Origin of the sequence: Nocardioides sp. CPCC 206347 (assembly GCF_048654605.1) — a bacterium.
Classification (GTDB): domain Bacteria; phylum Actinomycetota; class Actinomycetes; order Propionibacteriales; family Nocardioidaceae; genus Nocardioides.
Window position 1 is genome coordinate 476,025 of the sequence record NZ_JBMCYZ010000003.1, and the last position, 22,097, is coordinate 498,121.

Sequence of the window (22,097 nt, forward strand, 5' to 3'; positions counted from 1 at the left end):
TGGGAGATTTCGGGAGGAACGGGTGGAGTGCGGGGCCGCACCCTCCTAGGCTGGGGGCATGAGCCAGCCGCCGTACGGAGTCCCGCCCCAGCACGGAGCCCCGCAGGGCCACCCCGGCCAGCCACCCGCCTACGGGCAGCCGGGCCAGGCGGCCCCGCCGCCGGCGTACCTCGGTGGTGGCGCACCCGCCGGCCCGCCGCAGTTCCAGGGCGGTCCGCCGCCGGGACAGTACGGCGGGGGGCTTCGCGGTCTCGCGCCGGCGAGCAAGCCGCGCAGCATCGGCCTGGTCATGGGCCTGCTCACGGCGCTCGGCCTGATCGGGTTCGTCGTGCTGGTCGCGCTCATCACGCTCAACAACTGAGTGCGCTCGTTCGCCTGCCGGCTCTGCCAGAGCCCGTTGTTCTTCGAGAACTCCGTGTGCGTCTCGTGCGGTACGGCGTTGGGGTTCTCCCGTGCCGAACGCGACATCGTCCCCGTCGATGACGCCGGGACGTACGTCGACGAGGCGGGCCTCGTGTGGCACGTCTGCCGCAACCTGAACCTGTCCGGTTGCACGTGGCTCGCGCCGCTGGAGGGTGGCCAGTGCTCGGCCTGCGACCTCACCCGCACTCGGCCCGCGGAGGCCGATCCCGAGGGGACGGCGCAGTTCCCCGAAGCGGAAGCGGCCAAGCGGCACCTCGTCGTCGAGCTCGACACCCTCGGCTTCGACATCAGCGGACTGGTGTTCGACATGCTCTCGAGCAGCGAGGCAGCGGGCGAGGACGTCGTGATCGGGCACGACAACGGGGTGATCACGATCGACCTCGCCGAGACCGACGACGCCCGGCGCGAGCGGATCCGCCAACAGCTCGACGAGCCGTACCGCACGCTGCTGGGTCATCTGCGGCACGAGGTCGGGCACTACATCGAGTCGCAACTGGTGACCACCGACGAGCGACTGGCCCGGTGCCGCGAGCTCTTCGGTGACGACACCCTCGACTACCAGGCCGCCATCGATCGCCACTATTCGCAGGGCCCGCCCCAGGGGTGGGAGGACTCGTACATCACGACCTACGCGACGATGCATCCGTTCGAGGACTTCGCCGAGACGTTCGCGCACTACCTGCACATCAGCGACACCTGCGAGACGGCCGCTGCCTACGACCTGTGGCAGGGGACCGGTTCCGCCAGCTTCCGCGAGCTCGTCCGTACGGTGTGGATCCCGCTCTCGGTCGCGCTCAACCAGATCAACCGCTCCATGGGCAAGGGCGATCTCTATCCCTTCGTGATCCCCGCTCCCGTGCTGGACAAGCTCGACTTCGTCGCGGGGCTGGCAGGCACCCCATGAAGCGCCCGAACCGTCGTACCGCCCTGGTCGCGGGGACGGTCGTGGTCCTGGTCGCCGTCGCGGCCTGGTTCGCCCTGCTCCGGGGCGAGAGCGCCGAGGACGTGAGCGAGGAGTACCTCGCGGCGATCTGGGAGGGCGACTGGACCACGGAGTGCGAGCTCGCCACCGACCAGTGGCGCCACGTCCTGTTCGACGGCCACCCCTTCGCGAACTGTGCCGACTATGCGAAGGCAGCTGACAAGGCCAACCGGGACGGTGGCTTCGCGACGTTCCGGGAGGACACCGAGGTCACGATCACCGTCGAGGAGTTCAGCAGCGAGGGCGACAAGGCCCGCGTCGGCTACGTCATCGAGTTCTCGTACGACGGCGACGACCAGGCCGGGTTCGACGAGCTGTGGCAGGGCGGTGGTCCCGTCGACCGCGGCACCGTCGAACTGGCCCGCGTCGACGGCGAATGGCGGATCGGCGGCGTCGACGCCGGGTAGCAGCGATGCTGTTGTCGATGAAGTAGTCGTCATGCACGGGATTGAGACCGGCCGCACCGTGGCATGATGCGGGCGAGTTCGAGCGGACGAACCGCTTGTGTGCAAGGAGAAGCCGATGTCTGACCCCAACCAGCCCACGACCCCTCCCGGTTGGTACCCCGACGGCCAGGGCGGCCAGCGCTGGTGGGACGGAACGCAGTGGACCGAGCACACGCAGCCTGCGCAGGGTGCCGCCCCCGAGGCGCCGCAGACCCCGCAGGCGCCGCAGCTCCCGGGTGACCAGGCCACCGTCGTTGCGCCGAACCGCGCCGCCGACTTCAACCAGGGTGGCGCGCAGCAGGGCTACGGCCAGCCCGCGCAGCCGCAGCAGCCGCAGCAGCCGCAGCAGTACGGCCAGCCCGCCGGCCAGCAGTTCGGCCAGCAGCCGTACGGCGCCCCGGCCGGCCAGCAGGCGTACGGCCAGCCCGCCGGCCAGCAGTTCGGACAGCCTGCCTACGGCCAGCAGTTCGGCCAGCCCAACTTCGGTGGCGGCTCGGGCGGCAAGGGCAAGGGCAAGCTGTTCGCGATCATCGGCGGCGCCCTCGCTGCGCTGCTGTTCGCGATCATCCTGGTCGTCGTACTGCTCAAGGTCCTGGGTGGCGGCGGCCCCGACGGTGTGGCGAAGGAGTACCTCGAGGCGCAGAACTTCGTCGACCCGGACTTCAACGCGCAGTGCGAGCTGCTCACCGAGGACGCCCAGGACAGCCTGCTCGACGGCGCTGACGCCGACGACTGCGACGAGTACGCCGAGAACTCCCAGAAGGACTTCGACGACGAGGTCGACGAGCCGCTGTCCGAGGACGACTCCTGCGACAAGACCTTCGATGACATCCGGGGCGACTTCGACTACGAGGTCGAGATCAAGGACACCAACGAGGACGGCGACGAGGCCACCGTCGAGTACGAGATCACGTCCCGGTTCACCGGCGACAAGGACATCGTCGAGGACTGCGGCGGCGACGACGAGGACGAGGAGAACACCACCGACGGTGAGCTGAAGCTCGTCAAGGAGGACGGCGACTGGAAGGTCGACCCGAGCTTCTCCACTGACGACGAGTGATCTCGCACGCGTGAGGTTCGCATCTGCCGTACTGCTGGTCCTCGTTGCCACGATCGTGGCGCCGTTCGTGATCGCCACCGCCTGGCTGAACGCGAAGGTCGAGGACCAGCAGGAGTACGTCGCCACGGTGGCGCCGCTCGCGAACGACCCTGATGTCCGGCGGGTGCTGTCCGACGCCGCGGCCAGGGCCGCCGTCGGTGCCCTCCAGGAGCACGTGCCGGTCGGGCTCCCCGACTCGGTGACCGCCTGGGCCCGTACGGCAGCGACCGAGGTCGTCGAGAGCCCGGACTTCCCGGAGTTCTGGCGCAAGGCCAACGACGACCTGCACCGCGACGTGATGACGTTGCTCGAGGACCCCGATGCCTCGCCGGACGGCAACCTCACGGTCGACGCCGCGCCCTTGCTCGCGCAGGTGCTGTTGATGCTCGAGGAGCGTGGCATCCCGGTTGCGGCACTGCCGAGGATCCCGCTCGAGGTGGCGGTGGCGCCGCGGTCCCGCGTGGTCGATGCCGGTCCCACCTATCGCAGCGCCGACCGGGTGGCCGGCTGGCTGCCGTTCGTCTGGGCCGGCCTCGTGGGCCTCGCGATCCTGGTCGCCGCAGGGTGGCGGGGACGCGTGCGCATCGCGGGCCTGGCGCTGCTCGGGGTGGCCGCTGCTGCGTTCGTGGTGCGCCTGGCCACCGATCCGGTGGGCGAGTTCGTCGCCGACCGCATCGGGTCCGAGCAGCAGGACATGGCCCGGATCATGGTCGACACCATGACGGGGTCGCTGTCGCCGTACGCGAAGGGCTTCCTGCTGGCCCTTCCGGTGGGTCTGGTGCTGATCGGCCTGTCCCTGTGGCCGCGACGTCGGCACGACGACATGCCCAATAGTGATGCGTGGGACGCTCAGGCTCCCTAGGCTCTGGGGTGTGAGCAACCAGTTCCCCGGCCCGGGACAGCCCGGCGAGCAGCCACCGACGCAGATCGCACCGCAGGGTGGAGGCCCTCAGCCGCCCCCGGCGCCGTACGGCCCTCCGGGTGGCTACCCGCCCCAGGGCGGGTACCCGCAGGGCGGCTACCAGCAGCCCGGACCTCCGGGCGGCGGCTACCCCGGTGGCCCCGGCTATCCCGGCGCGCCGGGTGGGTACGGCGCCCCGCCGCCGAGTGGCGGCGGCAAGAAGGGCCTGATCATCGGGATCATCGCCGGCGTCCTGGCGCTCGTGATCGCCGGTGCCGTGGTGCTCTTCCTGGTGCTCGGCAACGATGACGACGGCGACGACTCGGCCCGGGACAACGACTCCTCGGAGTCCAGCTCCCCGTCGGACGAGCCGTCCGAGTCGGAGTCGGAGTCGGAGTCCACGCCGACCGAGGCGACGAGCGAGACCGCCGGTTTCGGTGAGTCGCCGGACGACGACCCCACGATCACCGCACGGGCCTTCCTCGACTCACTGCTCGAGGGCGACTGCCTCGCCGTCGAGGGCCTGACCACGCCGACGTACTTCTCCAGCGAGTTCACCGATCAGGCCGGATGCGAGTCGGCGGCGGGCAACCTCGAGATGTCGAACGCGGAGTACACCTTCGACGAGCCCACGACCTTCGGTCCGATCTCCACCGTGACCGGCGACGTCTACGCCCCGAACACAGGGAAGACCCTCGACTCGACCTGGATCCTCGACGGCACGTCGGGTTCCTGGCTGGTCAGCGGTTACACCTACGTCGAGAAGTAGCCGGCGACGGCCGGCACGTCCAGTCAGGTGCTGTTCGGGGCGAGTATCGTGACGAACAGAGTGGTTCGGATCACAGTCACGCCATCCATGTGACAGATTCGGCCAGATCAAATGACTGGACCAGTGCCGCGGAGACCCCGACGGACTGAAACTAGGAGTGGCGTGATGACCGACCCTGTCTTCGGACCGGCCCCTGATCAGGCCGACCCCGAGCTCGTCCAGCTCCTCACCCCCGAGGGGGAGCGGGTCCACCACCCGACCTTCGACCGTGAATTCACGGCCGAGCAGATCCGCGGGTTCTACCGCGACATGACGCTGGTGCGCCGCGTCGACATCGAGGCCACTGCCCTGCAGCGCCACGGCGAGCTCGGCCTCTGGGCCCAGCTGCTCGGCCAGGAAGGCGCCCAGATCGGCGCCGGTCGCGCGCTGTCGCCGCAGGACTTCGCCTTCCCGACCTACCGCGAGCACGGTGTCGCGTGGTGCCGCGGTGTCGACCCGGTGCGGCTGCTCGCCATGTTCCGCGGGGTCGACCAGGGCGGCTGGGACCCCTACGAGCACAACTTCGGCATCTACTCCATCGTCATCGGCTCCCAGACGCTGCACGCGACCGGCTACGCCATGGGCGTGCAGCGCGACGGCGCCGTCGGGACGGGCGACCCCGAGCGCGACACCGCCGTCGTCGCACACTTCGGGGACGGAGCCTCGTCGCAGGGTGACGTCAACGAAGCGTTCGTGTTCGCGGCGTCGTACAACGCGCCGGTGGTGTTCTTCTGCCAGAACAACCAGTGGGCGATCTCCGAGCCGTTCGAGCGCCAGTCGCGGATCCCGCTCTACCGGCGCGCGCAGGGCTTCGGCTTCCCCGGCATCCGGGTCGACGGCAACGACGTCCTGGCGACGTACGCCGTCACGCAGGCGGCACTCCAGCGTGCTCGCGACGGACAGGGCCCGACGTTCATCGAGGCCTACACGTACCGGATGGGTGCGCACACCACGACGGACGACCCGACCCGCTACCGGCTCAGCGACGACGTCGAGCACTGGAAGCTGAAGGACCCGATCGCCCGGGTGGAGGCCTACCTCCGCCGCAACGGCATGGCCGATGACGACTTCGTTGCGGAGGTGGCGGCCGAGGCCGACGCGCTCGGTGAGCGGATGCGGCGCGAGTGCCATGCGTTGCCCGACCCGGTCGCCCGCGACATCTTCACGATGGTGCACGCCGAACAGACCGCCGAGCTCGCGGCCCAGCAGGCCATCTTCGATGCCCACGTCGCGTCGTACGAGGAGGTGTCCGCATGACGACCATGACCCTCGCCAAGGCGCTGAACTCCGGCCTGCGACGGGCGCTGGAGGACGACGAGAAGGTCCTCGTCATGGGTGAGGACGTCGGCACGCTCGGCGGCGTCTTCCGGATCACCGACGGCCTGAAGAAGGACTTCGGCGACGACCGCGTCATCGACACCCCGCTGGCCGAGTCCGGCATCGTCGGTACGGCGGTCGGGCTCGCGATGCGCGGTTACCGACCTGTCGTCGAGATCCAGTTCGACGGCTTCGTCTACCCCGCCTACGACCAGATCGTCTGCCAGGTCGCGAAGTTCCACTTCCGCACCCAGGGCAAGGTCCGGATGCCGATGGTGATCCGGATCCCGTTCGGTGGTGGCATCGGTGCCGTCGAGCACCACAGCGAGTCCCCCGAGGCGCAGTTCGTGCACACGCCCGGCCTGAAGGTCGTCGCGTGCTCCAACCCGGCCGACGCCTACAGCATGATCCAGCAGGCCATCCGGTCCGACGACCCCGTCATCTTCCTGGAGCCCAAGCGGCTCTACCACTCCACGAAGGGCGAGGTCGACGAACTGGCGCCGCCCGCGCCGCTGTGGCAGTCACGCGTGGTGAAGTCCGGCACCGACGCCACCCTGGTGGCCTACGGCCCGACCGTGTCGACCTGTCTCGACGCGGCCACCGTCGCCGCCGAGGAAGGCCGGTCGATCGAGGTCATCGACCTGCGCACGCTCTCCCCGCTCGACCTGGTGCCCGTGTTCGAGTCCGTACGGCGGACCGGCCGGCTCGTCGTCGTCCACGAGGCCCACATGACCCTGGGTGTGGGCGCCGAGATCTCGGCACGGGTGACCGAGGAGTGCTTCCACTCGCTGGAGGCGCCCGTGCTGCGGGTGACGGGCTACGACACGCCCTACCCGTCGGCCCGCATCGAGGAGTCCTACCTCCCCGACCTCGACCGTGTGCTCGATGCCGTCGACCGGACCTTCGGGTTCTGAGGAGATTTCCGCGATGACTGGTGTGAACGAGTTCAAGCTCCCCGACGTCGGCGAAGGCCTCACCGAGGCCGAGATCGTGGCCTGGCGGGTCAAGGAGGGCGACGTGGTCGCCATCAACGACGTGATCGTCGAGATCGAGACGGCCAAGTCGATCGTCGAGCTGCCCTCGCCCTACGCCGGCGAGGTGCTGGCGCTGCTGGCGGCCGAAGGCCAGACCGTCGAGGTCGGTACGGCCATCATCCAGATCGGCGAGAAGGGCGCGGTGACGCCCCCGGCGCCGGTGCAGCCGGCCACCCCGGAGGCGTCCGCGGCGACCACGCCGCCGGCGACCCGCGGGCCCGAGGTCATCGACACCAACATCCCGCCCACGGGCAACGCGACGCTGGTCGGGTACGGCCCCAAGCAGCGCGCGCTCAAGCGGCGGCCCCGCAAGGGCGATGCCGCCCCGGTGGTCGAGGAGGTTGCGCCGCAGCCGTCTCGAGACCCGGGCAGCGTCCGGACCCTCGCCAAGCCCCTCGTCCGGCGCCTCGCGCGTGACCTCGGCATCGACCTGGCCGCGCTGGTCCCGACCGGCCCCAAGGGCACCGTCTCGAAGGACGACGTGCTGGCGGCCGCGGGCACTCCGGTGGTCGAGGTGCGAGGAGCGCGAGCGACGAGCCTCGAGACCTCCGGGGCGCGCGAGACCCGCGAGCCGATCAAGGGCGTCCGCAAGCAGATGGCGAACGCGATGGTCGCGTCGGCGTACACGGCGCCCCACGTCACCGAGTGGATCACGATCGACGCGACCGCGACGGTGGAGCTCGTCGCCCGGCTGAAGGAGCGCCGCGAGTTCCAGGGCCTCAAGGTCAGCCCGCTGCTCGTGGCTGCTCGCGCGTGCGTGCTCGCCCTTCGTCGTACGCCGTTGGTGAACTCGACGTGGGACGACGCCGCGCAGGAGGTCGTGGTCAAGCACTACGTCAACCTCGGCATCGCGGCCGCGACGCCGCGGGGCCTGGTCGTCCCGAACATCAAGGACGCCCACGCGCTCTCGCTGGTCGAGCTGGCGCAGGAGCTCGAGGCACTGACCGCGACCGCTCGCGTGGGCCGCACCCAGCCGCCGCAGCTCGCGGGCGGGTCGTTCACGATCACCAACGTCGGCGTGTTCGGTGTCGACGGGGGAACGCCGATCATCAACCCGGGCGAGTCCGCGATCCTGTGCCTGGGCGCGATCAAGCCGCAGCCGTGGGTGGTGCGCGACCAGGTGGTGCCGCGTCAGGTGATGACGCTCTCGCTGTCGTTCGACCACCGGCACGTCGACGGTGCGACGGGTTCGCAGTTCCTGGCCGACGTCGCCGGCATCATCAGCGATCCCGCCACCGCCCTCCTGTTCTGAGGTCCGGGGTGCCTGTGGAGGACGGTTCGCTTGGGCGCGTGACGCCGGGGTAGAACGACTGCGTGTCCCTGCCACCCCACCCTGCGCTGCCCCCGGGCGAGCTGCTCGGCCCGTACCGGATCGTGCGCGAGCTCGGTGCCGGTGGCATGGGAACCGTCTACGAAGCGGTGGACACGACGTTGCACCGCAGTGTCGCCCTGAAGGTGATCACCAGTGTCCTGGCGGGCGACCCCGGGTTCCGCGCGCGGTTCGTCCGGGAGGCGCAGGCCCAGGCGTCGCTGGACTCGCCGCACGTCGTGCAGGTCTTCGCGCACGGACAGGTCGGTGGCCAGCTCTACATCGCGAGCCAGCTGATCCCCGACGGTGACCTCGGCGCGACGTTGCGGCGCCAGGGCCCGCCGCCGCCCACGGTCGCCGTCGACCTGATCGCCCAGGTCGCCGACGGCCTCGCCGAGGCGCACCGGGTCGGGTTGGTGCACCGCGACATCAAGCCGGCCAACGTCCTGCTCCGCAACCGCGGCACCGACACGGTCGCCTATCTCGCCGACTTCGGCATCGCGCGCCAGATCGGCGCCGACCAGAGCGCGACCGGTGGGGTGGTCGCCGGCACCCCGAGCTACATGGCCCCCGAGCTGCACCAGGGCCGACCGGCAGGCCCGGTGAGCGACGTCTACTCGCTCGGCTGCCTGCTCTGGGCGACGTTGACCGGCCGGGCGCCGTACGCCGGCACGACCGACTACCAGGTCGTCGAGGCCCACATCGGGGCGCCGATCCCGCAGCTGACGGGTCGCACGGCCTTCGACCGCGAGCTCAACCGGGTGCTCCGCACCGCCCTCGCCAAGAACCCGCACGAGCGCTACCCGTCGGCCGCCGCCTTCCGCGACGACCTCCGGTCGCTGCGTCGTACGACGTCCGTCCGGCCCCGCAGGTCAGTGGCCGTGATCGCTGCGACTGTCGCGGGCATCGCCGCGCTCGTCGTACTCATCGCGCTGGTGGCTGTGCTGATCGGCCGCGGCGACGACGGCGACCGCACCGCCGGCCCCGACCGCAGCAGGGAGCCCACGAGCCCGACCGCGCCAGACGGGCTGACCGGTTCTCGCGAGGACACCGCGATCGCCAACATCTCCCGGACCCTCGTGGACGAGGGCGACCTCGACACCGCCGACGCCGAGTGCACCGCCCGGCAGTTGGTCAGCAAGCACGGGGTCGACGGCCTCCAGGAGCAGGGCCTGATCGACGAGGACCTGATGCTCGTCGAGGACGGAAGCGGCAAGGTCAAGCCCGCCATCCTGGCCGACATCTTCACCTCGACGTTCTCGTGCCTCTGGACCGCGTCGGCCGGTTAGGGGGCACGAAGTGTGGCAAATGGGGCCTCGAGGTGTGGCAGATGGTGCACACTTCGGACCCCCATTTGCCACACTTCGTGCACCTCACCCATCAGCCAGACGGACCAGTCCGATCAGCGTGGCGACGTACAGCGCACCATCGGGGCCGAGGTAGATCGACGCGTAGTGGTTGTTCCACTGGATGCCGGTGCCGGTGAGGCGACTCCAGGCGGTCTTGCCGGTGCGGATGTCGATCGCGGTGACGTACCAGGCGTCGAGCAGGTCGGCGCGCTTCGGCTTGGAGTAGACGTAGACGAGGCCGTTGCCGAGGGACGCCTTCGGCACCGAGGTCGGTGCGGAGGTCGGGTTGGTCCAGGCGACGTGGCAGCCGTCGTCCTCGATCATCACCCGCGAGACCCCGGGGGTCGTGGTCCTGCCGAGCAGCGTGGAATGCACGCCGGCGTACCCGTAGTTGTTCTCGATGATCAGCGAGTTCCCTGCTGCGACGAGGCTGTTCTCCGTCGTGCTGGCGCCGTCCGCGAGCACGGGCACGGAGCAGTGCAGTCGGTCGGTCACGCCGATGCGGCGGTCGTAGACCAGGACGTGGCTCTGGGGGTCGGCGTTGTCGGCCACGGCGATCCAGCGTTCGCCGATGAGGGTGGGGGAGGTGCCCGACCCCTGCGACAACATGCCGGGCTTCTTCACGCTTCCGCGGTCGTACGGGATCGCCCAGGTGACGTGCGGGACGCCGTTGCTGTCGGCGTCGGCCCGGTAGGTCTGGTGTGTCGTGACGAAGTAGACGCCACCGGTCTCGTCGGTCGACACCGAGTTGAAGATGCCCTCACCGCCGCCGAGGGTCAGGGCGTGGACCGCGCCGGTCTCGCGGTCGAGGGTGCCGACCACGCCCTGCTGGCTGAACCACCAGACCCGTCCGGACCAGTCGACGCCCGTGGCGACGAGGCAGTCGCCGTCCGGAAGGTGTCCGGCCAGCGGCCACTCGCGGCCCTTCACCAGGCCGCCCGCGGCGGTGACGCTGACCTCGGCGATGGAGGAGCGCGTGGTGGTCGCGTACGCCCGGTCCTGGCCGTCCAGGAAGAAGTAGGTGCCGCCGCAGATGTCGGTCAGCGGGTTGGCGCCGCTGGTGAAGTCGCGCTGTGAGACCTGCAGCTGGGAGATCGCGCGCAGGGTCACCGGGTCGATGACCATCATCGTGAAGCCCTCGAGCCCGCCGCACAGCCCGACGATCCGGTCGTGCGAGTCGAAGGCCATCGTGGCGCATTCGCGGACGCCGTACGACGCCGACCTCACGGTGAGCGAACGGCCGGTGGGGCCGGAGACCGCGTACGCGTCGGTGCTGTACGCGTCGTTGTGCATGCTGCTGCGGCCGTTGGGTGCGAGGAAGGGGTTCTGCGGCACCCGCGGTGCGTCGAGCGGTTGCGGCGTGACCGCGGCGCCGGTGAACCGTGGCACCAGCAGGTCGGTCGGCAGCGACGGGATCGGCAAACCCGGGATCGTGGGCAGTGCCGGCAGGCCGGGGAGGAGTCCCGCCAGCCCGGGCAGTGCCGGAGTGGTGTCGTCAGCGGTCGCCGGGGCGCCGGCAAGGGTCAGGGCGAGGACGGTGGCTGCCCCCGAGGCCAGCACGGAGCGGAGCATGCGCATCCCGAGAGAGTAGAACGTGTTCCACCTTTGCGGGAAGGGTTTGCCGGACGGCTCAGCGCGACGGCGTCTGCTCGCCGAGCAGCCAGTCCTCGAAGAACGACGTGAGCTCCTCGCCCGTCTTCTCCTCGATCCAGGCCCAGTACTCCTCGCGGTCGGCGTTGCCGTTCTCCTGCGACGCCGGCCACTCCTTCAGGAGCGCGAAGAACTTCGTGTCGCCGATCTTCTCCCGCAGCTCCTGCCACATCAGCGCCGGGCCGTAGTAGATGTTGCCGTCGCCGAACTTCTTCGGGTCGTAGTCCGCCGGCGGTCCCGCGGTGTCGCGCAGCGCCGTCTCGAAGGTGGCCCACTCGTCCATCTTCGACGCGACGGTGCGGCCCTCCTGCTCGGCCTCCCACATGCCCTGCAGGTACATCGCCATGCCCTCGTTCATCCACACCTCCGACCAGTCGGCGGGGGAGACGGTGTCGCCGTACCAGTGGTGCGCGGCCTCGTGCACCACGACCGCCGGCGAGAGGCTGTACTCCGAGTTGCCCAGGGTGACCATGGTCTGGGTCTCCATGCCGCTGTCGTTGTCGACGACGACGATGCCGAACGTGTCGAACGGGTAGGGGCCGAGGATCTTCTCGAGCCAGTCGATCGCGGCGGGCGCGGTGGCCAGCCCGCCGGGCAGCGCGTCGCCGTCCGGGTCGGTCCAGATCTGGATCGGGACGCCGCTCCTGGACTTCAGGTCGGTGCGCTGGAAGTCCCCGAACGCCACCGTGACGAGGTACGACGACGCGGGCTCCGCAAGGTGCCAGGTGTTGGTCGTCCTGCCGTCGGCCCTGGTCGACGACGTGAGCTCGCCGTTCGCGACGCCCTGCATCCCGTCGGGCGCGGTGAGGCTGAAGTCGTAGAACGCCTTGTCGGCCGGCTGGTCGTTCGCGGCGTACCAGGTGAAGGCGCCGTACGGCTCCTGCAGGGTCGACGTCTCGTGCTCATCGGTGACGTTCCAGCCGACGCCGGCCGCGAAGTCGGAGCGCTCGCTGGGTGCCGGCGCGGGCTGTGGGACGCCGGCGTACGCGATCGTGACCTCGTAGCGCTGGTCGGCCCTGATCGGGGCGTCGATGCTCAGGTGGTAGCCGTCGACCTCGTGCGTGACGGACTTGCCGTCGACGGTCAGTGCCGAGATGGCGAGGTCCTCGTTGAAGTCCAGCGGGATCCTGTCGGCGTCCGCGGTGGCCCTGAAGACCAGCGTCTCCTGCCCGGTCAGCGTGTCCTTGGCCGGGTCCCAGTCGAGATCGAGGTCGTAGCTCAGCGCGTCGACGAGGGGGTCGCCCACCTCGGGGTAGACCGAGTCCTCGCGGGTCTCGCTCACGGCCAGTGCCAGGTCCGGGGCGCCCGCCGGGGTCGTGCTGCTCGGCCGGGGCGACGCGGGGCTCTTGCTCGGCGTGGTCGACGCATCGGGGGCGGGCCGCATGCCGCCGTCACCGTTGCAGCCGGCGAGCGCTGCGGTGAGCACGAGTGCGGAGAGCGCGCCGATGGCGCGCGTGGTGCTGGTCATGGAGGTCCCTTCCCCGATCCGTGCCGCCATCATGCCTGCCGGGCCCACGCCGTTCGTCGGTGGACAAGAAAGGTGACAGTTGTTCACGTTTGCGCGTACCGTCGCCACCGTTCGCTCGTTGGGGGAGTGACCGGGGTCACTTCGCGGTGCCCGGAGAAGGAGGTCTGTCGTGACGATGGAACGACGTCGGGAGCCTGAGGCAGGCAGCTCAGGGCAGCGCGTCGGCCTCGCCGTGGTCGCCGCACTCGCCGTGATCGGAACTGCCCTGGCCATCCCCGTCGCCTCCGGAGGCGGTACGACGACCCTGGCCGTGGCTGCGCAACAGGACCGGTCCGACCGGGGCCTGCCCCACGACGACACGGTCCTGCCGCCGCACGACCACAACGATCCCGCCACGAAGAACGACGTGTCCCGCGGCCTCGCGGTCGGCGACAAGGTCGTCGATCCCACGACCTCCCTCGAGCGGACCGCGTCCGAGGCCTACGTCGAGCGCGAGCGTGCGCTCCCCGACCCGCCGCTGGTGAAGGTGCGGGCTTACCCGCCGCGGCTGGGCGTGCCGGGGGACCGCTACGCCATGGCCGGTGGTTGCTACACGCTGCAGACCGCGTCCGGGCGCTACGTCACCCGGTCCGGTACGACGCTCGGCGCCGTGGCGGTGCCGCGTTCGTCCGCCGCGACCTTCTACTTCAAGGCGACCCGACTGGGCGGCTACCTGCTGCACACCCCGGCCGGCGAGGTGACGCTCGCGTCGAACGGGTCGGTCGCGGTCGCGCCCACTCCGGGTCCGGCGGCCGACTGGACGGTCACGAAGGTGACGGGTGGCTTCCTGTTCCAGGTCGCGGCGGACAAGCAGCTCACGGTGGTGTCCGGCGGCAAGCTCGCCCGGAGCAGCGCCGGCACGCCCTTCAAGCTGGCCCTCGCGACCGGCTGCCCGGCGTACCCGGAGGCGGAGATCAACATCTCCGGTGACCCGTTCGCCGGCGCGTCGTCGTACCAGGAAGTGCGCGGGTTCGTGGACGCCCACACCCACGGCATGGCCTTCGAGTTCCTCGGCGGCAAGGTGCACTGCGGTCGCCCCTGGCATGCGTACGGCGCGCCGTACGCCCTCGTCGACTGCCCCGACCACACGGCCACCGGGGGCAACGGCGCCCTGCTCGAGGCGGTGCTGTCCGGGCAGGCGTCCCACGACCCCGTCGGCTGGCCGACCTTCAAGGACTGGCCGGCGCCGGAGTCGCTGACCCACGAGGGCACGTACTACCGCTGGCTCGAGCGGGCCTGGCGCGGCGGGCAGCGGTTGTTCGTCAACCTGCTCGTCGAGAACAACAAGCTGTGCCAGCTCTACCCGCTGAAGCGGAACTCCTGCGACGACATGGACTCGATCCGGCTGCAGGCCGCCGACATGCTCAAGATGCAGTCCTACATCGACGCGCAGTTCGGTGGCCCGGGCAAGGGCTTCTACCGGATCGTGAAGGACCCGTTCGCTGCCCGCGCGGTCATCAACGCCGGGAAGATGGCCGTGGTGATGGGGATCGAGACCTCCATCCCGTTCGGCTGCACCTACAAGAAGCTGCTCGGCAAGGACCTCCCCGCGTGTACGACGGCGGAGATCGACGCGAACCTCGACGAGATGCACGCCCTGGGCGTTCGCCAGATGGAGCTGGTCAACAAGTTCGACAACGCGCTCGCCGGAGTTGCCGGTGACGCGGGTGAGGTCGGCGTCGTCGTCAACGCCGCCAACTTCCTGGAGACCGGCTCCTTCTGGGCGATGGAGCACTGCGAACCTGCGGACGGGGAGTCCGCCGACAACCCGCAGATCACCCTCCCCGACATCACTGCCGGGCAGCAGGACGCGTTGTTCGGCGCGATCGGCCAGCTCCTCGGTGTCCTTCCGGCGATCCCGCTGTATCCGCAGCCGGCGCACTGCAACAAGCGCGGCCTGACGGACCTTGGTGTGCACACGATCAAGGGCCTGGCCCAGCGGCAGATGGTGTTCGATCCCGATCACCTGTCGGTGAAGGCGCGGGCCGCGTCGATGGACGTCATCGAGGAACTGCGCTACCCGGGCGTGATCTCGAGCCACTCGTGGTCCACCCCGGACACCTATCCGCGGATCTACAAGGCCGGCGGCTTCATCACTCCGTACGCCGGCGACTCCACCGGGTTCGTCGAGAAGTGGCGGCGCCACCTCGGCTGGGCCGACCCGCGCTACTACTTCGGGTTCGGCTTCGGCGCGGACATCAACGGCCTCGGCGCGCAGGGGAGTCCCCGCGGTGCCGGCGTGAGCAACCCGGTCCGCTATCCCTTCACCGGGCTCGGCGGCGTGACGATCGGCAAGCAGCAGGCCGGCCAGCGGACCTGGGACATCAACGTCGACGGTGTCGCGCAGTACGGCCTCTATCCGGACTGGGTCGAGGACCTGCGCCAGGTCGCGGAGAAGCAGCAGGCCGGTGACGGCAGCAAGATCGTCGACGACATGGCGCGCGGATCCGAGGCGTACCTGCAGATGTGGGAGCGGACCTCCGGCATCAAGCCGGACTCGTGCCGCAACGCCGCGCTGCGCAAGAGCACCAGCACGGTGAAGCAGGTGGTCAAGGTCGGGATGACGACCCGGTCGGTGCTGCAGGCCGTCGGTCAGCCCTACCAGCGCCGCGGGACGTCGTACGTCTTCTGTGCGAAGACCTCAAGCAGTGCGCGGGTGCCCGTGACGGTGACCTTCTCGGCGGCCGGCAAGGTCACCGGGCTGACCTTCCCCTGAGGCGATCGTCACGTCCCAGGGAAGTTACCGCCCGGTAGGATGCTGGGCGCGAGCCTGCTCCGGGCAGCGCGGGTAAGGGTTGCCTTTCATCCGCGAAACCGGTCCGTGGCAATAGGCTCGACGCGCGCACTCGTGTGCGCACGCTGAGCCCCCTGTGGACGAGGAGCTGTTCGAGATGTCCTTCCAGACCATTGCGATCGTGGTGTCACTGGCGGTCTCCGTCGTCGCGATCGCGCTGACCGCCCGTGCCGTCCGCTCGATGCTGGGCGTGATCCGCCGCGGCCAGCCCGCGCCCGGCCGCGCCGGCAACCCGGTCGGCCGCACGGTGACCATGGTCAAGGAGACGTTCCTCCACACGCGGATGCTCCAGTGGACCTGGGTCGGCATCCTGCACTGGTTCGCGTTCGCCGCGTTCCTCTTCCTCTCGACCGCGGTCGCCGCGGCCTTCCCGCAGCTGTGGGATCCCGAGTGGACGATCCCGATCATCGGCAAGTGGGTCGTCTACGAATGGACCGCCGAGATCCTCGGCCTCCTCGGCTCGCTCGCGATCATCCCGCTGATCTACTACCGCCTCACGCACCTGCCCTCGAAGCTCGGCCGCAAGAGCCGGTTCTTCGGCTCCACCATGTGGCAGGCCTTCTTCGTCGAGGCGATGGTGCTCCTCGAGAGCGCGGCCATCCTGTTCATCCGCGGTGCCGAGTACAACCTCGCCCAGGCCCACGGCGGCGAGCACGCCGAGCACGCGACCGGTGCCCACTTCCCGATCGCGCAGTACGTCGGCAACCTCTACCCGACCGGCCACGACTCCGTCGGGTCGCTCGAGAACATCATCTTCGCCATCGCGATGTTCAAGATCACCTCCGCGATGATCTGGCTGATCGTCATCTCGACCAACCTGACCATGGGCGTGGCCTGGCACCGCTTCACCGCGTGGTTCAACATCTGGTTCAAGCGTGAGGACAACGGCGGCACGGCGCTCGGCGCGGTCAAGCCGCTCACCGTCGGCGGCCAGCCGATCACCCTCGACGACGTCGACGATCTCGACGAGGACGCCGTGCTCGGCGCCGGCTCCATCTGGGACTTCTCCTGGAAGGACCTCCTCGACTTCACCACCTGTACCGAGTGTGGCCGCTGCCAGTCGCAGTGCCCTGCGTGGAACACCGAGAAGCCGCTGTCCCCGAAGCTGATGATGATGGCGCTGCGCGAGCAGGCGTACGCCGCAGCCGGTGGCGTCGACGGTGCGGCCGACAAGGTGCTCATCGGCAAGGCCGACACCGACAAGGACGAGTGGTTCTACAACCCCGAGGGTGGCGACTTCGTCATCGACGAGGACGCCCTGTGGGGCTGCACCAACTGTGGTGCCTGCGTCCAGCAGTGCCCCGTCGACATCGAGCACGTCGACCACATCGTCGACATGCGCCGCTACCAGGTGCTCGTCGAGTCGAACTTCCCCTCCGAGCTCAACGGTCTCTTCAAGGGCCTGGAGAACAAGGGCAACCCGTGGAACATGTCGCCCACGGTCCGCCTCGACTGGGCCAAGGGCCTGCCGTTCGACGTCAAGGTCGTCGGTGACTCGATCGAGACGCTCGACGAGGTCGACTGGCTGTTCTGGGTCGGTTGCGCCGGTGCCTATGAAGACCGTGCCAAGAAGACGACCCGCGCCGTGGCCGAGCTCCTCGACCTCGCCGGCGTCTCCTTCGGCGTACTCGGCAACGGCGAGACGTGCACCGGTGACTCGGCGCGCCGCGCGGGCAACGAGTTCGTGTTCCAGGGCCTGGCCCAGCAGAACATCGAGACGCTCACCGAGGCCCGTGCGAAGAAGGTCGTCTCGACCTGCCCGCACTGCATGAACACCCTCAAGAACGAGTACCGCGAGCTCGGCATCGAGCTCGAGGTCATCCACCACACGCAGCTGCTCAACCGCCTCGTGCGCGAGGGGAAGCTGACGCCCGTTGCTGACGGTGCCGGTGCCCACGCGCGCAAGGTGACCTACCACGACCCCTGCTTCCTCGGTCGTCACAACCAGGTCTACACGCCGCCGCGCGACCTCCTGGAGATCCTGCCCGGCGCCGAGTTCGCCGAGATGGAGCGCAACAAGGAGAAGTCCTTCTGCTGCGGCGCCGGTGGTGCCCGCATGTGGATGGAAGAGACCATCGGCGAGCGGATCAACCTCAACCGGACGGCCGAAGCGGTCGGTACCGGCGCTGACCAGGTGGCTGTCGGCTGCCCGTTCTGCCGCGTGATGATCTCCGACGGCCTCACCAAGATGCAGGCCGACGGCGAGGCGCGCGAAGAGGTCGAGGTCCTCGACGTCGCACAGATGCTGCTCGCGTCCGTCAAGGGCGAGCAGGCCACCAAGCTCAAGCCGGGCGAGGGTACGCCGGTGGGCGCACCTGTCGCGAAGGCCGCTCCGGCCGCTGAGGCTGCTGCTCCCGCCGCCGCACCGGCAGAGACTGCTCCTGCTGCGGAGGCGGCTCCCGAGGCGAAGGCCGCACCGGCTGCTGCCGCACCGGCTCCGGCTGCTCCGGCCGAGGCCAAGCCTGCTTCGGGCGGGTCGCTGTTCGACGACGCCAGCTCGATGTTCGACACCCCCGCGCCGGCTGCCGCCAAGCCGGTGGTCGAGGAGGTTGCGCAGCAACCGTCTCGAGACCCCGAGGCCAAGCCGGCTTCCGGTGGGTCGCTGTTCGACGACTCGAGCTCGCTCTTCGACACTCCGGCACCTGCTGCCGCTCCGGCAGCCGCCAAGCCGGCGGTCGAGGAACCGTCTCGAGACCCCGAGGCCAAGCCGGCCGCGGACCTGGGTGCGGGTGGGTCGCTGTTCGACGTCGCTCCCACCGAGACGGCTGCTCCGGCCGCCGCGGAAGCCCCGAAGGCCGCGGAAGCCCCGAAGGCCGCCGAGCCCGTCAAGGCCGCCGAGCCTGCCGCTCCGGCAACGCCTGCTGCGACGCCGTCGGCGGAGATCCCCTCGGGTGGGTCGTTGTTCGACATCGCCGCTCCCGAGCCGGCCGCCCCGGCCGCGGCTCCGGCCGCGGAAGCGCCGGTTGCCGAAGCCCCGGCCACGCCGGTGGCCGAGGAGTCCCCGAAGGCCGCTGAGGCCCCGAAGTCGGCTGCTCCCGCTCCCGCCGCAGCTGCGCCGACGCCGTCGGCGGAGATCCCGTCGGGTGGGTCGTTGTTCGACATCGTGGCGCCCGAGCCCGCTGCCCCGGCTGCGGCTGCTCCGGTCGAGGCCGAGCCCGCTGCTGCAGCACCCGCTGCCGAGGAGGCCCCGGCCGAGCCGGAGGAAGGCCCGGCTGTCGAGGAGCCGGCCGCAGAGGAGCCGGCCGCTGAGGAGCCAGCCGCGGAGGAGAAGCCCGCCCCGGCGGCACCTCCCGTCGCGTCGTCCGGCGAGGCCAACCAGCCCCGCACCGACGTGGACATCAACGAGACCGGTTCGCTCTTCGACCTCTGATGAGCTGATTGCCTGATCGGCGCGGTTTGCATCAACCTGGTTGACGCAAACCGCGCCGTTCCTGCATTTCGCAGGACGGGCAGCGGGTCGGTGCGCCGTTCCAGCCCCGGAGCTGAAGCAGCCGGCCGAGCTTCGCCGCTGTCGAGCACGGCCGGCCGAGCACCTGCCCGTACCCGAGCCGCACCGTGTCCTCCAGGTCCAGCGCTGCATCGAGATCGCGCTCCATGTCCCGATCGCGCGCGGCCGTCGAGTCGTGCCCGAACCGGCCGTCGAGCTCGACGATCTGGCGCCACCGGGGCCGGTTGCCGCCGTAGACGACATCGCGGAACATCCGCCGCCCGCCGGCATCGAGTGCGACGACCTGTCGCAGGCCGCGCGGAAGTCCGTGCGGTCGCTCGACCCGGGTCAGGTAGGCGTGCTCCAGGACCGAGCAGGTCCCGTCCGCCACGTCATTGATCACCGATCGCAGCCAGGAGCGTCGGCGCAGCCGGGACATCTCGTCGATGCGCGCGAGGAGTCGAACGGCTGTCGTGCGGCGACCTCCGCAGGCGTCGGCCACGATCGCGATGGCGCTCAATTCGTCGGCGGCTCGGTCGGCGAGCCCGACGACTGCGTCGTCGTACCGCTGTCGGGGTGGGTTCAAGTGCAACTGCACCGACTCGTCAAAGCGACGCGAACCGCGCACCCGAACCCCTTCGAGTGCAACTTGCTGGCGTCCGTGCCGGACGATGACCTCGATCGGTCTCGAGTCGTCGTGGTGTCGGCGGCCCGGTCCTTCGTGCGCCCGGATCGCGCTCCAGCCGTCGAGGGCTGCCGGCGCGCACGCCAGAACCGCTGCCCACGCCCGTTGTCTCCACGTCAGCGGTCCGGTGTGGTTCACGTAGACGCCGGGATGCACCTGGGTCCACTCCCGCCGCCGCACCAATCGGGCGATGTGTGTCTGGTTGTGCCCCGCCGCCAGCACTTGCCGCCGGCTGATCACTCCGTCCTGGTGATCCAGGAGGTCCTCGATCTCGTTCATCCAGATCAGGTCTCCCGCTTGCCGGGCGCCCACACCACGCCTCCCGGCGCCTGTGGATGGGAGCGTGAAAACGGTGCCGCTTCCGAGACTGGCGCGATTCGCGTCAACCAGGATGACGCAAACCGCGCCGATCCGCGGCTGGTTCGGAACCGAACGGGAGCCCTCGCCGGTCACACTGGGTGACCCCGACTCCGAGGAGCCCGATGGACTTCAGCACGTACGTCGCCCAGCGGCGCCCGCGGCTGGTGCGGACGGCGGTCCTCCTGGGCTGCCCGTCCGCCGATGCCGAGGACGTCGTGCAGAGCGCGTTGCTGAAGTGCTACCGCTCCTGGCGCAAGGTGGTCCGCGCCGATCACCCCGACGCCTACGTCCACCGCGTCCTCGTGACGACCTTGTACGACGCCCGCAAGCGCCGCTGGAACGGTGAGCTCCCGACGGAGGAACTTCCCGAGTCGGCAGGCGCCGATCCGGAATGGGCCGAGGGGATTGCCGTCCGGCGGGCGCTCGCAGTCATGAGCGCCGACCACCGCGAGGTGCTCGTGCTCCGCTACTTCGCCGACCTGACCGAGCGGGACACCGCGCTGGCGCTGGGCGTCGCGCCGGGCACGGTCAAGTCCCGCACGTCCCGGGCGCTCGCAGCGCTCGCACCGCTCGTCGCCACGGAGGAGACGTCATGACCGACCGGATGGACGAGGGCGAGGTGCGCCGGCTCCTTGCCGGTGCCGCGGCGACGGTCGAGGTGTCGGAGCACGCGCCCCTGACGCTCACCGGGATGCCCGACCCGGACGCCGTCCACCGGCACCGCTGGCTGGGTGCGATGGTGGCCGCGGCGGTACTGGTGCTGGTGATCGGCCTGACCGCGTGGGCGCTGGGTAGGCAGGCTGGTCAGTCGCCCGAGCCGGCACCACGCCCGACGGGTGATCCCGTCGAGACCGAGCACGCCTTCGAGGCCGGCCAGATGCCGTCGTACCTCGGCTTCGACCGGGCCGATGCGGTCGCCGACATCAAGGCACGCGGCATCAAGGTGGAGGTGATCGAGCGGCCGACGGACTGCTCGTTGCGCGACGTGGTGACCGGCACCAGCCCGGGCCCCGGGGCGCCGCTGCCGACGGAGAAGTGGGACTCGGCCACCGTGTTCGTGACAGCACCCGCACAGACGGAGGGGTGCTTCGACTCCTGGCCCGACGCGTGGAGGCTGCTGCGATTCGCGCGCGGGCTCGGCCCGCTGCCCGACCTCGCTGACCGCGTCAGGCTTGCTTTCTCGGCGCCTGGGCAGAGCAACCCCAGCGTCACTGTCGACTCGACGGAGTTGGCGGACCCGAAGTCCGCTGCCTGGACCGTGTGTGACGGCGCCACCTGCCATGCGGTGCCTGCACTGCTCCGGGACCTCGCAACCCGGACGTGGATGCGGGGCGGGCAGGCGGTCTCACCCGGCCTGCTGACCGTGAATGGCGACTGCCCGGGAACGCACTCGTACTTCATCCTGACCGTCGCCGCCGGGCGACCAGCGTGCCCTGGTCTGTCGGTCTTCTGGGCCTATGACAGTGAACGCCGCATCGACCTGATCTCGATGGTGCTGGAAGGCGCCTCCACCGCGTCGCCCGCGCCGATCGAGGCACCGACCGCTGCCCGGGAGAAGTCGGCCCAACGGTTCCTCGCGTGGGCGCGGGGCAAGGACGACGTGCCCCGGTTCGCCGACCGGGTGCGCAACTTCCTCGGCGGGTTCGCCCAGCCGTGGAACAACTCACCCGAAGTGCGGTGGGGCTGGGCGGGGTGCTCGGGACTCGGGTACCCGGACTGCGGGATCGACCCGCTCGGCACGCTGTTCCAGGAGAAGCGCGCCATGGTGGCGGCTGCTGGGCCGGCCACCTGTTCGTGGCGGACCGACGCCGCCGAGACGCCGCTGCCGGCACCTTTTGCGCAGGCAGGCGACGACATCGTTCGGCTCCAGGTCAAGGACATGGTCGGTTGCGACGACGGCGCTGTCGTCGAGTTGTGGATCCGCGCGGACGGTGAGATCTACGGCGTCCGGTTGGTCGTGCCGGCCCTTCCTGTTGGTTGACGCCACCATGCCTTGACTTTGACGT

17 protein-coding genes are annotated in these 22,097 nt (G+C 70.1%); 14 read left to right on the top strand and 3 right to left on the bottom strand.

Going from position 1 to position 22,097, the window contains the following annotated elements:
• The first annotated feature begins 58 nt into the window (after nt 1-58).
• The 10 genes from ACOACQ_RS13800 to ACOACQ_RS13845 all read left to right on the top strand — a co-directional run bounded on the left by ACOACQ_RS13800 (nt 59) and on the right by ACOACQ_RS13845 (nt 9,608).
• Complete coding sequence (locus ACOACQ_RS13800) at nt 59-361, top strand: hypothetical protein (RefSeq protein WP_378605755.1); 303 nt, start codon at nt 59-61, stop codon at nt 359-361.
• Nucleotides 362-1,327: a zinc-binding metallopeptidase family protein gene (locus ACOACQ_RS13805; RefSeq protein WP_420288518.1), complete on the top strand. Its 966-nt coding sequence runs from the start codon at nt 362-364 to the stop codon at nt 1,325-1,327. It begins immediately after the preceding gene.
• Complete coding sequence (locus tag ACOACQ_RS13810; protein ID WP_378605749.1) at nt 1,324-1,812, top strand: hypothetical protein; 489 nt, start codon at nt 1,324-1,326, stop codon at nt 1,810-1,812. The genes ACOACQ_RS13805 and ACOACQ_RS13810 overlap by 4 nt, the downstream gene beginning before the upstream one ends.
• Before the next feature lie 115 nt (nt 1,813-1,927).
• Nucleotides 1,928-2,911 carry a DUF2510 domain-containing protein gene (locus ACOACQ_RS13815; RefSeq protein ID WP_420288519.1) on the top strand — a complete coding sequence of 328 codons (984 nt, stop codon included), beginning with the start codon at nt 1,928-1,930 and terminating at the stop codon, nt 2,909-2,911.
• A 10-nt stretch (nt 2,912-2,921) separates the two neighbouring features.
• A complete protein-coding gene (locus tag ACOACQ_RS13820) occupies nt 2,922-3,812 on the top strand; it encodes a hypothetical protein (protein WP_420288520.1) in 891 nt (296 codons plus the stop codon).
• Between the two features lie 10 nt (nt 3,813-3,822).
• Nucleotides 3,823-4,620: a hypothetical protein gene (locus tag ACOACQ_RS13825; RefSeq protein WP_420288521.1), complete on the top strand. Its 798-nt coding sequence runs from the start codon at nt 3,823-3,825 to the stop codon at nt 4,618-4,620.
• 165 nt (nt 4,621-4,785) lie between these two features.
• Complete coding sequence (gene pdhA, locus ACOACQ_RS13830; protein ID WP_378605734.1) at nt 4,786-5,916, top strand: pyruvate dehydrogenase (acetyl-transferring) E1 component subunit alpha; 1,131 nt, start codon at nt 4,786-4,788, stop codon at nt 5,914-5,916.
• Complete coding sequence (locus ACOACQ_RS13835; RefSeq protein ID WP_378605731.1) at nt 5,913-6,890, top strand: alpha-ketoacid dehydrogenase subunit beta; 978 nt, start codon at nt 5,913-5,915, stop codon at nt 6,888-6,890. The genes pdhA and ACOACQ_RS13835 overlap by 4 nt, the downstream gene beginning before the upstream one ends.
• 13 nt (nt 6,891-6,903) lie before the next feature.
• Complete coding sequence (locus ACOACQ_RS13840) at nt 6,904-8,262, top strand: dihydrolipoamide acetyltransferase family protein (RefSeq protein ID WP_420288522.1); 1,359 nt, start codon at nt 6,904-6,906, stop codon at nt 8,260-8,262.
• A gap of 62 nt (nt 8,263-8,324) precedes the next feature.
• On the top strand, nt 8,325-9,608 hold the full coding sequence (locus ACOACQ_RS13845) for a serine/threonine-protein kinase (RefSeq protein WP_378605725.1): 1,284 nt from the start codon (nt 8,325-8,327) through the stop codon (nt 9,606-9,608).
• Nucleotides 9,609-9,692: 84 nt separating this feature from the next.
• On the opposite strand, the gene ACOACQ_RS13850 is transcribed toward ACOACQ_RS13845, so the two are convergent.
• On the bottom strand, nt 9,693-11,246 hold the full coding sequence (locus ACOACQ_RS13850) for a hypothetical protein (RefSeq protein ID WP_378605722.1): 1,554 nt from the start codon (nt 11,244-11,246) through the stop codon (nt 9,693-9,695).
• A gap of 52 nt (nt 11,247-11,298) precedes the next feature.
• Complete coding sequence (locus ACOACQ_RS13855) at nt 11,299-12,786, bottom strand: M1 family metallopeptidase (RefSeq protein WP_420288523.1); 1,488 nt, start codon at nt 12,784-12,786, stop codon at nt 11,299-11,301.
• A gap of 169 nt (nt 12,787-12,955) precedes the next feature.
• Between ACOACQ_RS13855 and ACOACQ_RS13860 the strand changes: the two genes are divergently transcribed.
• Complete coding sequence (locus ACOACQ_RS13860) at nt 12,956-15,541, top strand: hypothetical protein (RefSeq protein WP_420288524.1); 2,586 nt, start codon at nt 12,956-12,958, stop codon at nt 15,539-15,541.
• 175 nt (nt 15,542-15,716) lie between these two features.
• Nucleotides 15,717-18,989, top strand: a complete 3,273-nt coding sequence (locus tag ACOACQ_RS13865) for a (Fe-S)-binding protein (RefSeq protein ID WP_378605713.1) — start codon at nt 15,717-15,719, stop codon at nt 18,987-18,989.
• Between the two features lie 31 nt (nt 18,990-19,020).
• Here the strand turns inward: ACOACQ_RS13865 and ACOACQ_RS13870 are convergent, their stop codons facing one another.
• The gene (locus ACOACQ_RS13870) at nt 19,021-20,184 is read right to left on the bottom strand and encodes a type IV toxin-antitoxin system AbiEi family antitoxin domain-containing protein (protein ID WP_420288525.1); all 1,164 of its coding nucleotides are present in this window, start codon (nt 20,182-20,184) and stop codon (nt 19,021-19,023) included.
• A gap of 29 nt (nt 20,185-20,213) precedes the next feature.
• Here ACOACQ_RS13870 and ACOACQ_RS13875 point away from each other — a divergent pair, with 29 nt between their 5' ends.
• Complete coding sequence (locus tag ACOACQ_RS13875) at nt 20,214-20,687, top strand: SigE family RNA polymerase sigma factor (protein ID WP_378605707.1); 474 nt, start codon at nt 20,214-20,216, stop codon at nt 20,685-20,687.
• A complete protein-coding gene (locus tag ACOACQ_RS13880; protein WP_378605704.1) occupies nt 20,684-22,072 on the top strand; it encodes a hypothetical protein in 1,389 nt (462 codons plus the stop codon). Before ACOACQ_RS13875 ends, ACOACQ_RS13880 begins: the two co-directional genes overlap by 4 nt.
• The last annotated feature ends 25 nt before the right edge of the window (nt 22,073-22,097 follow it).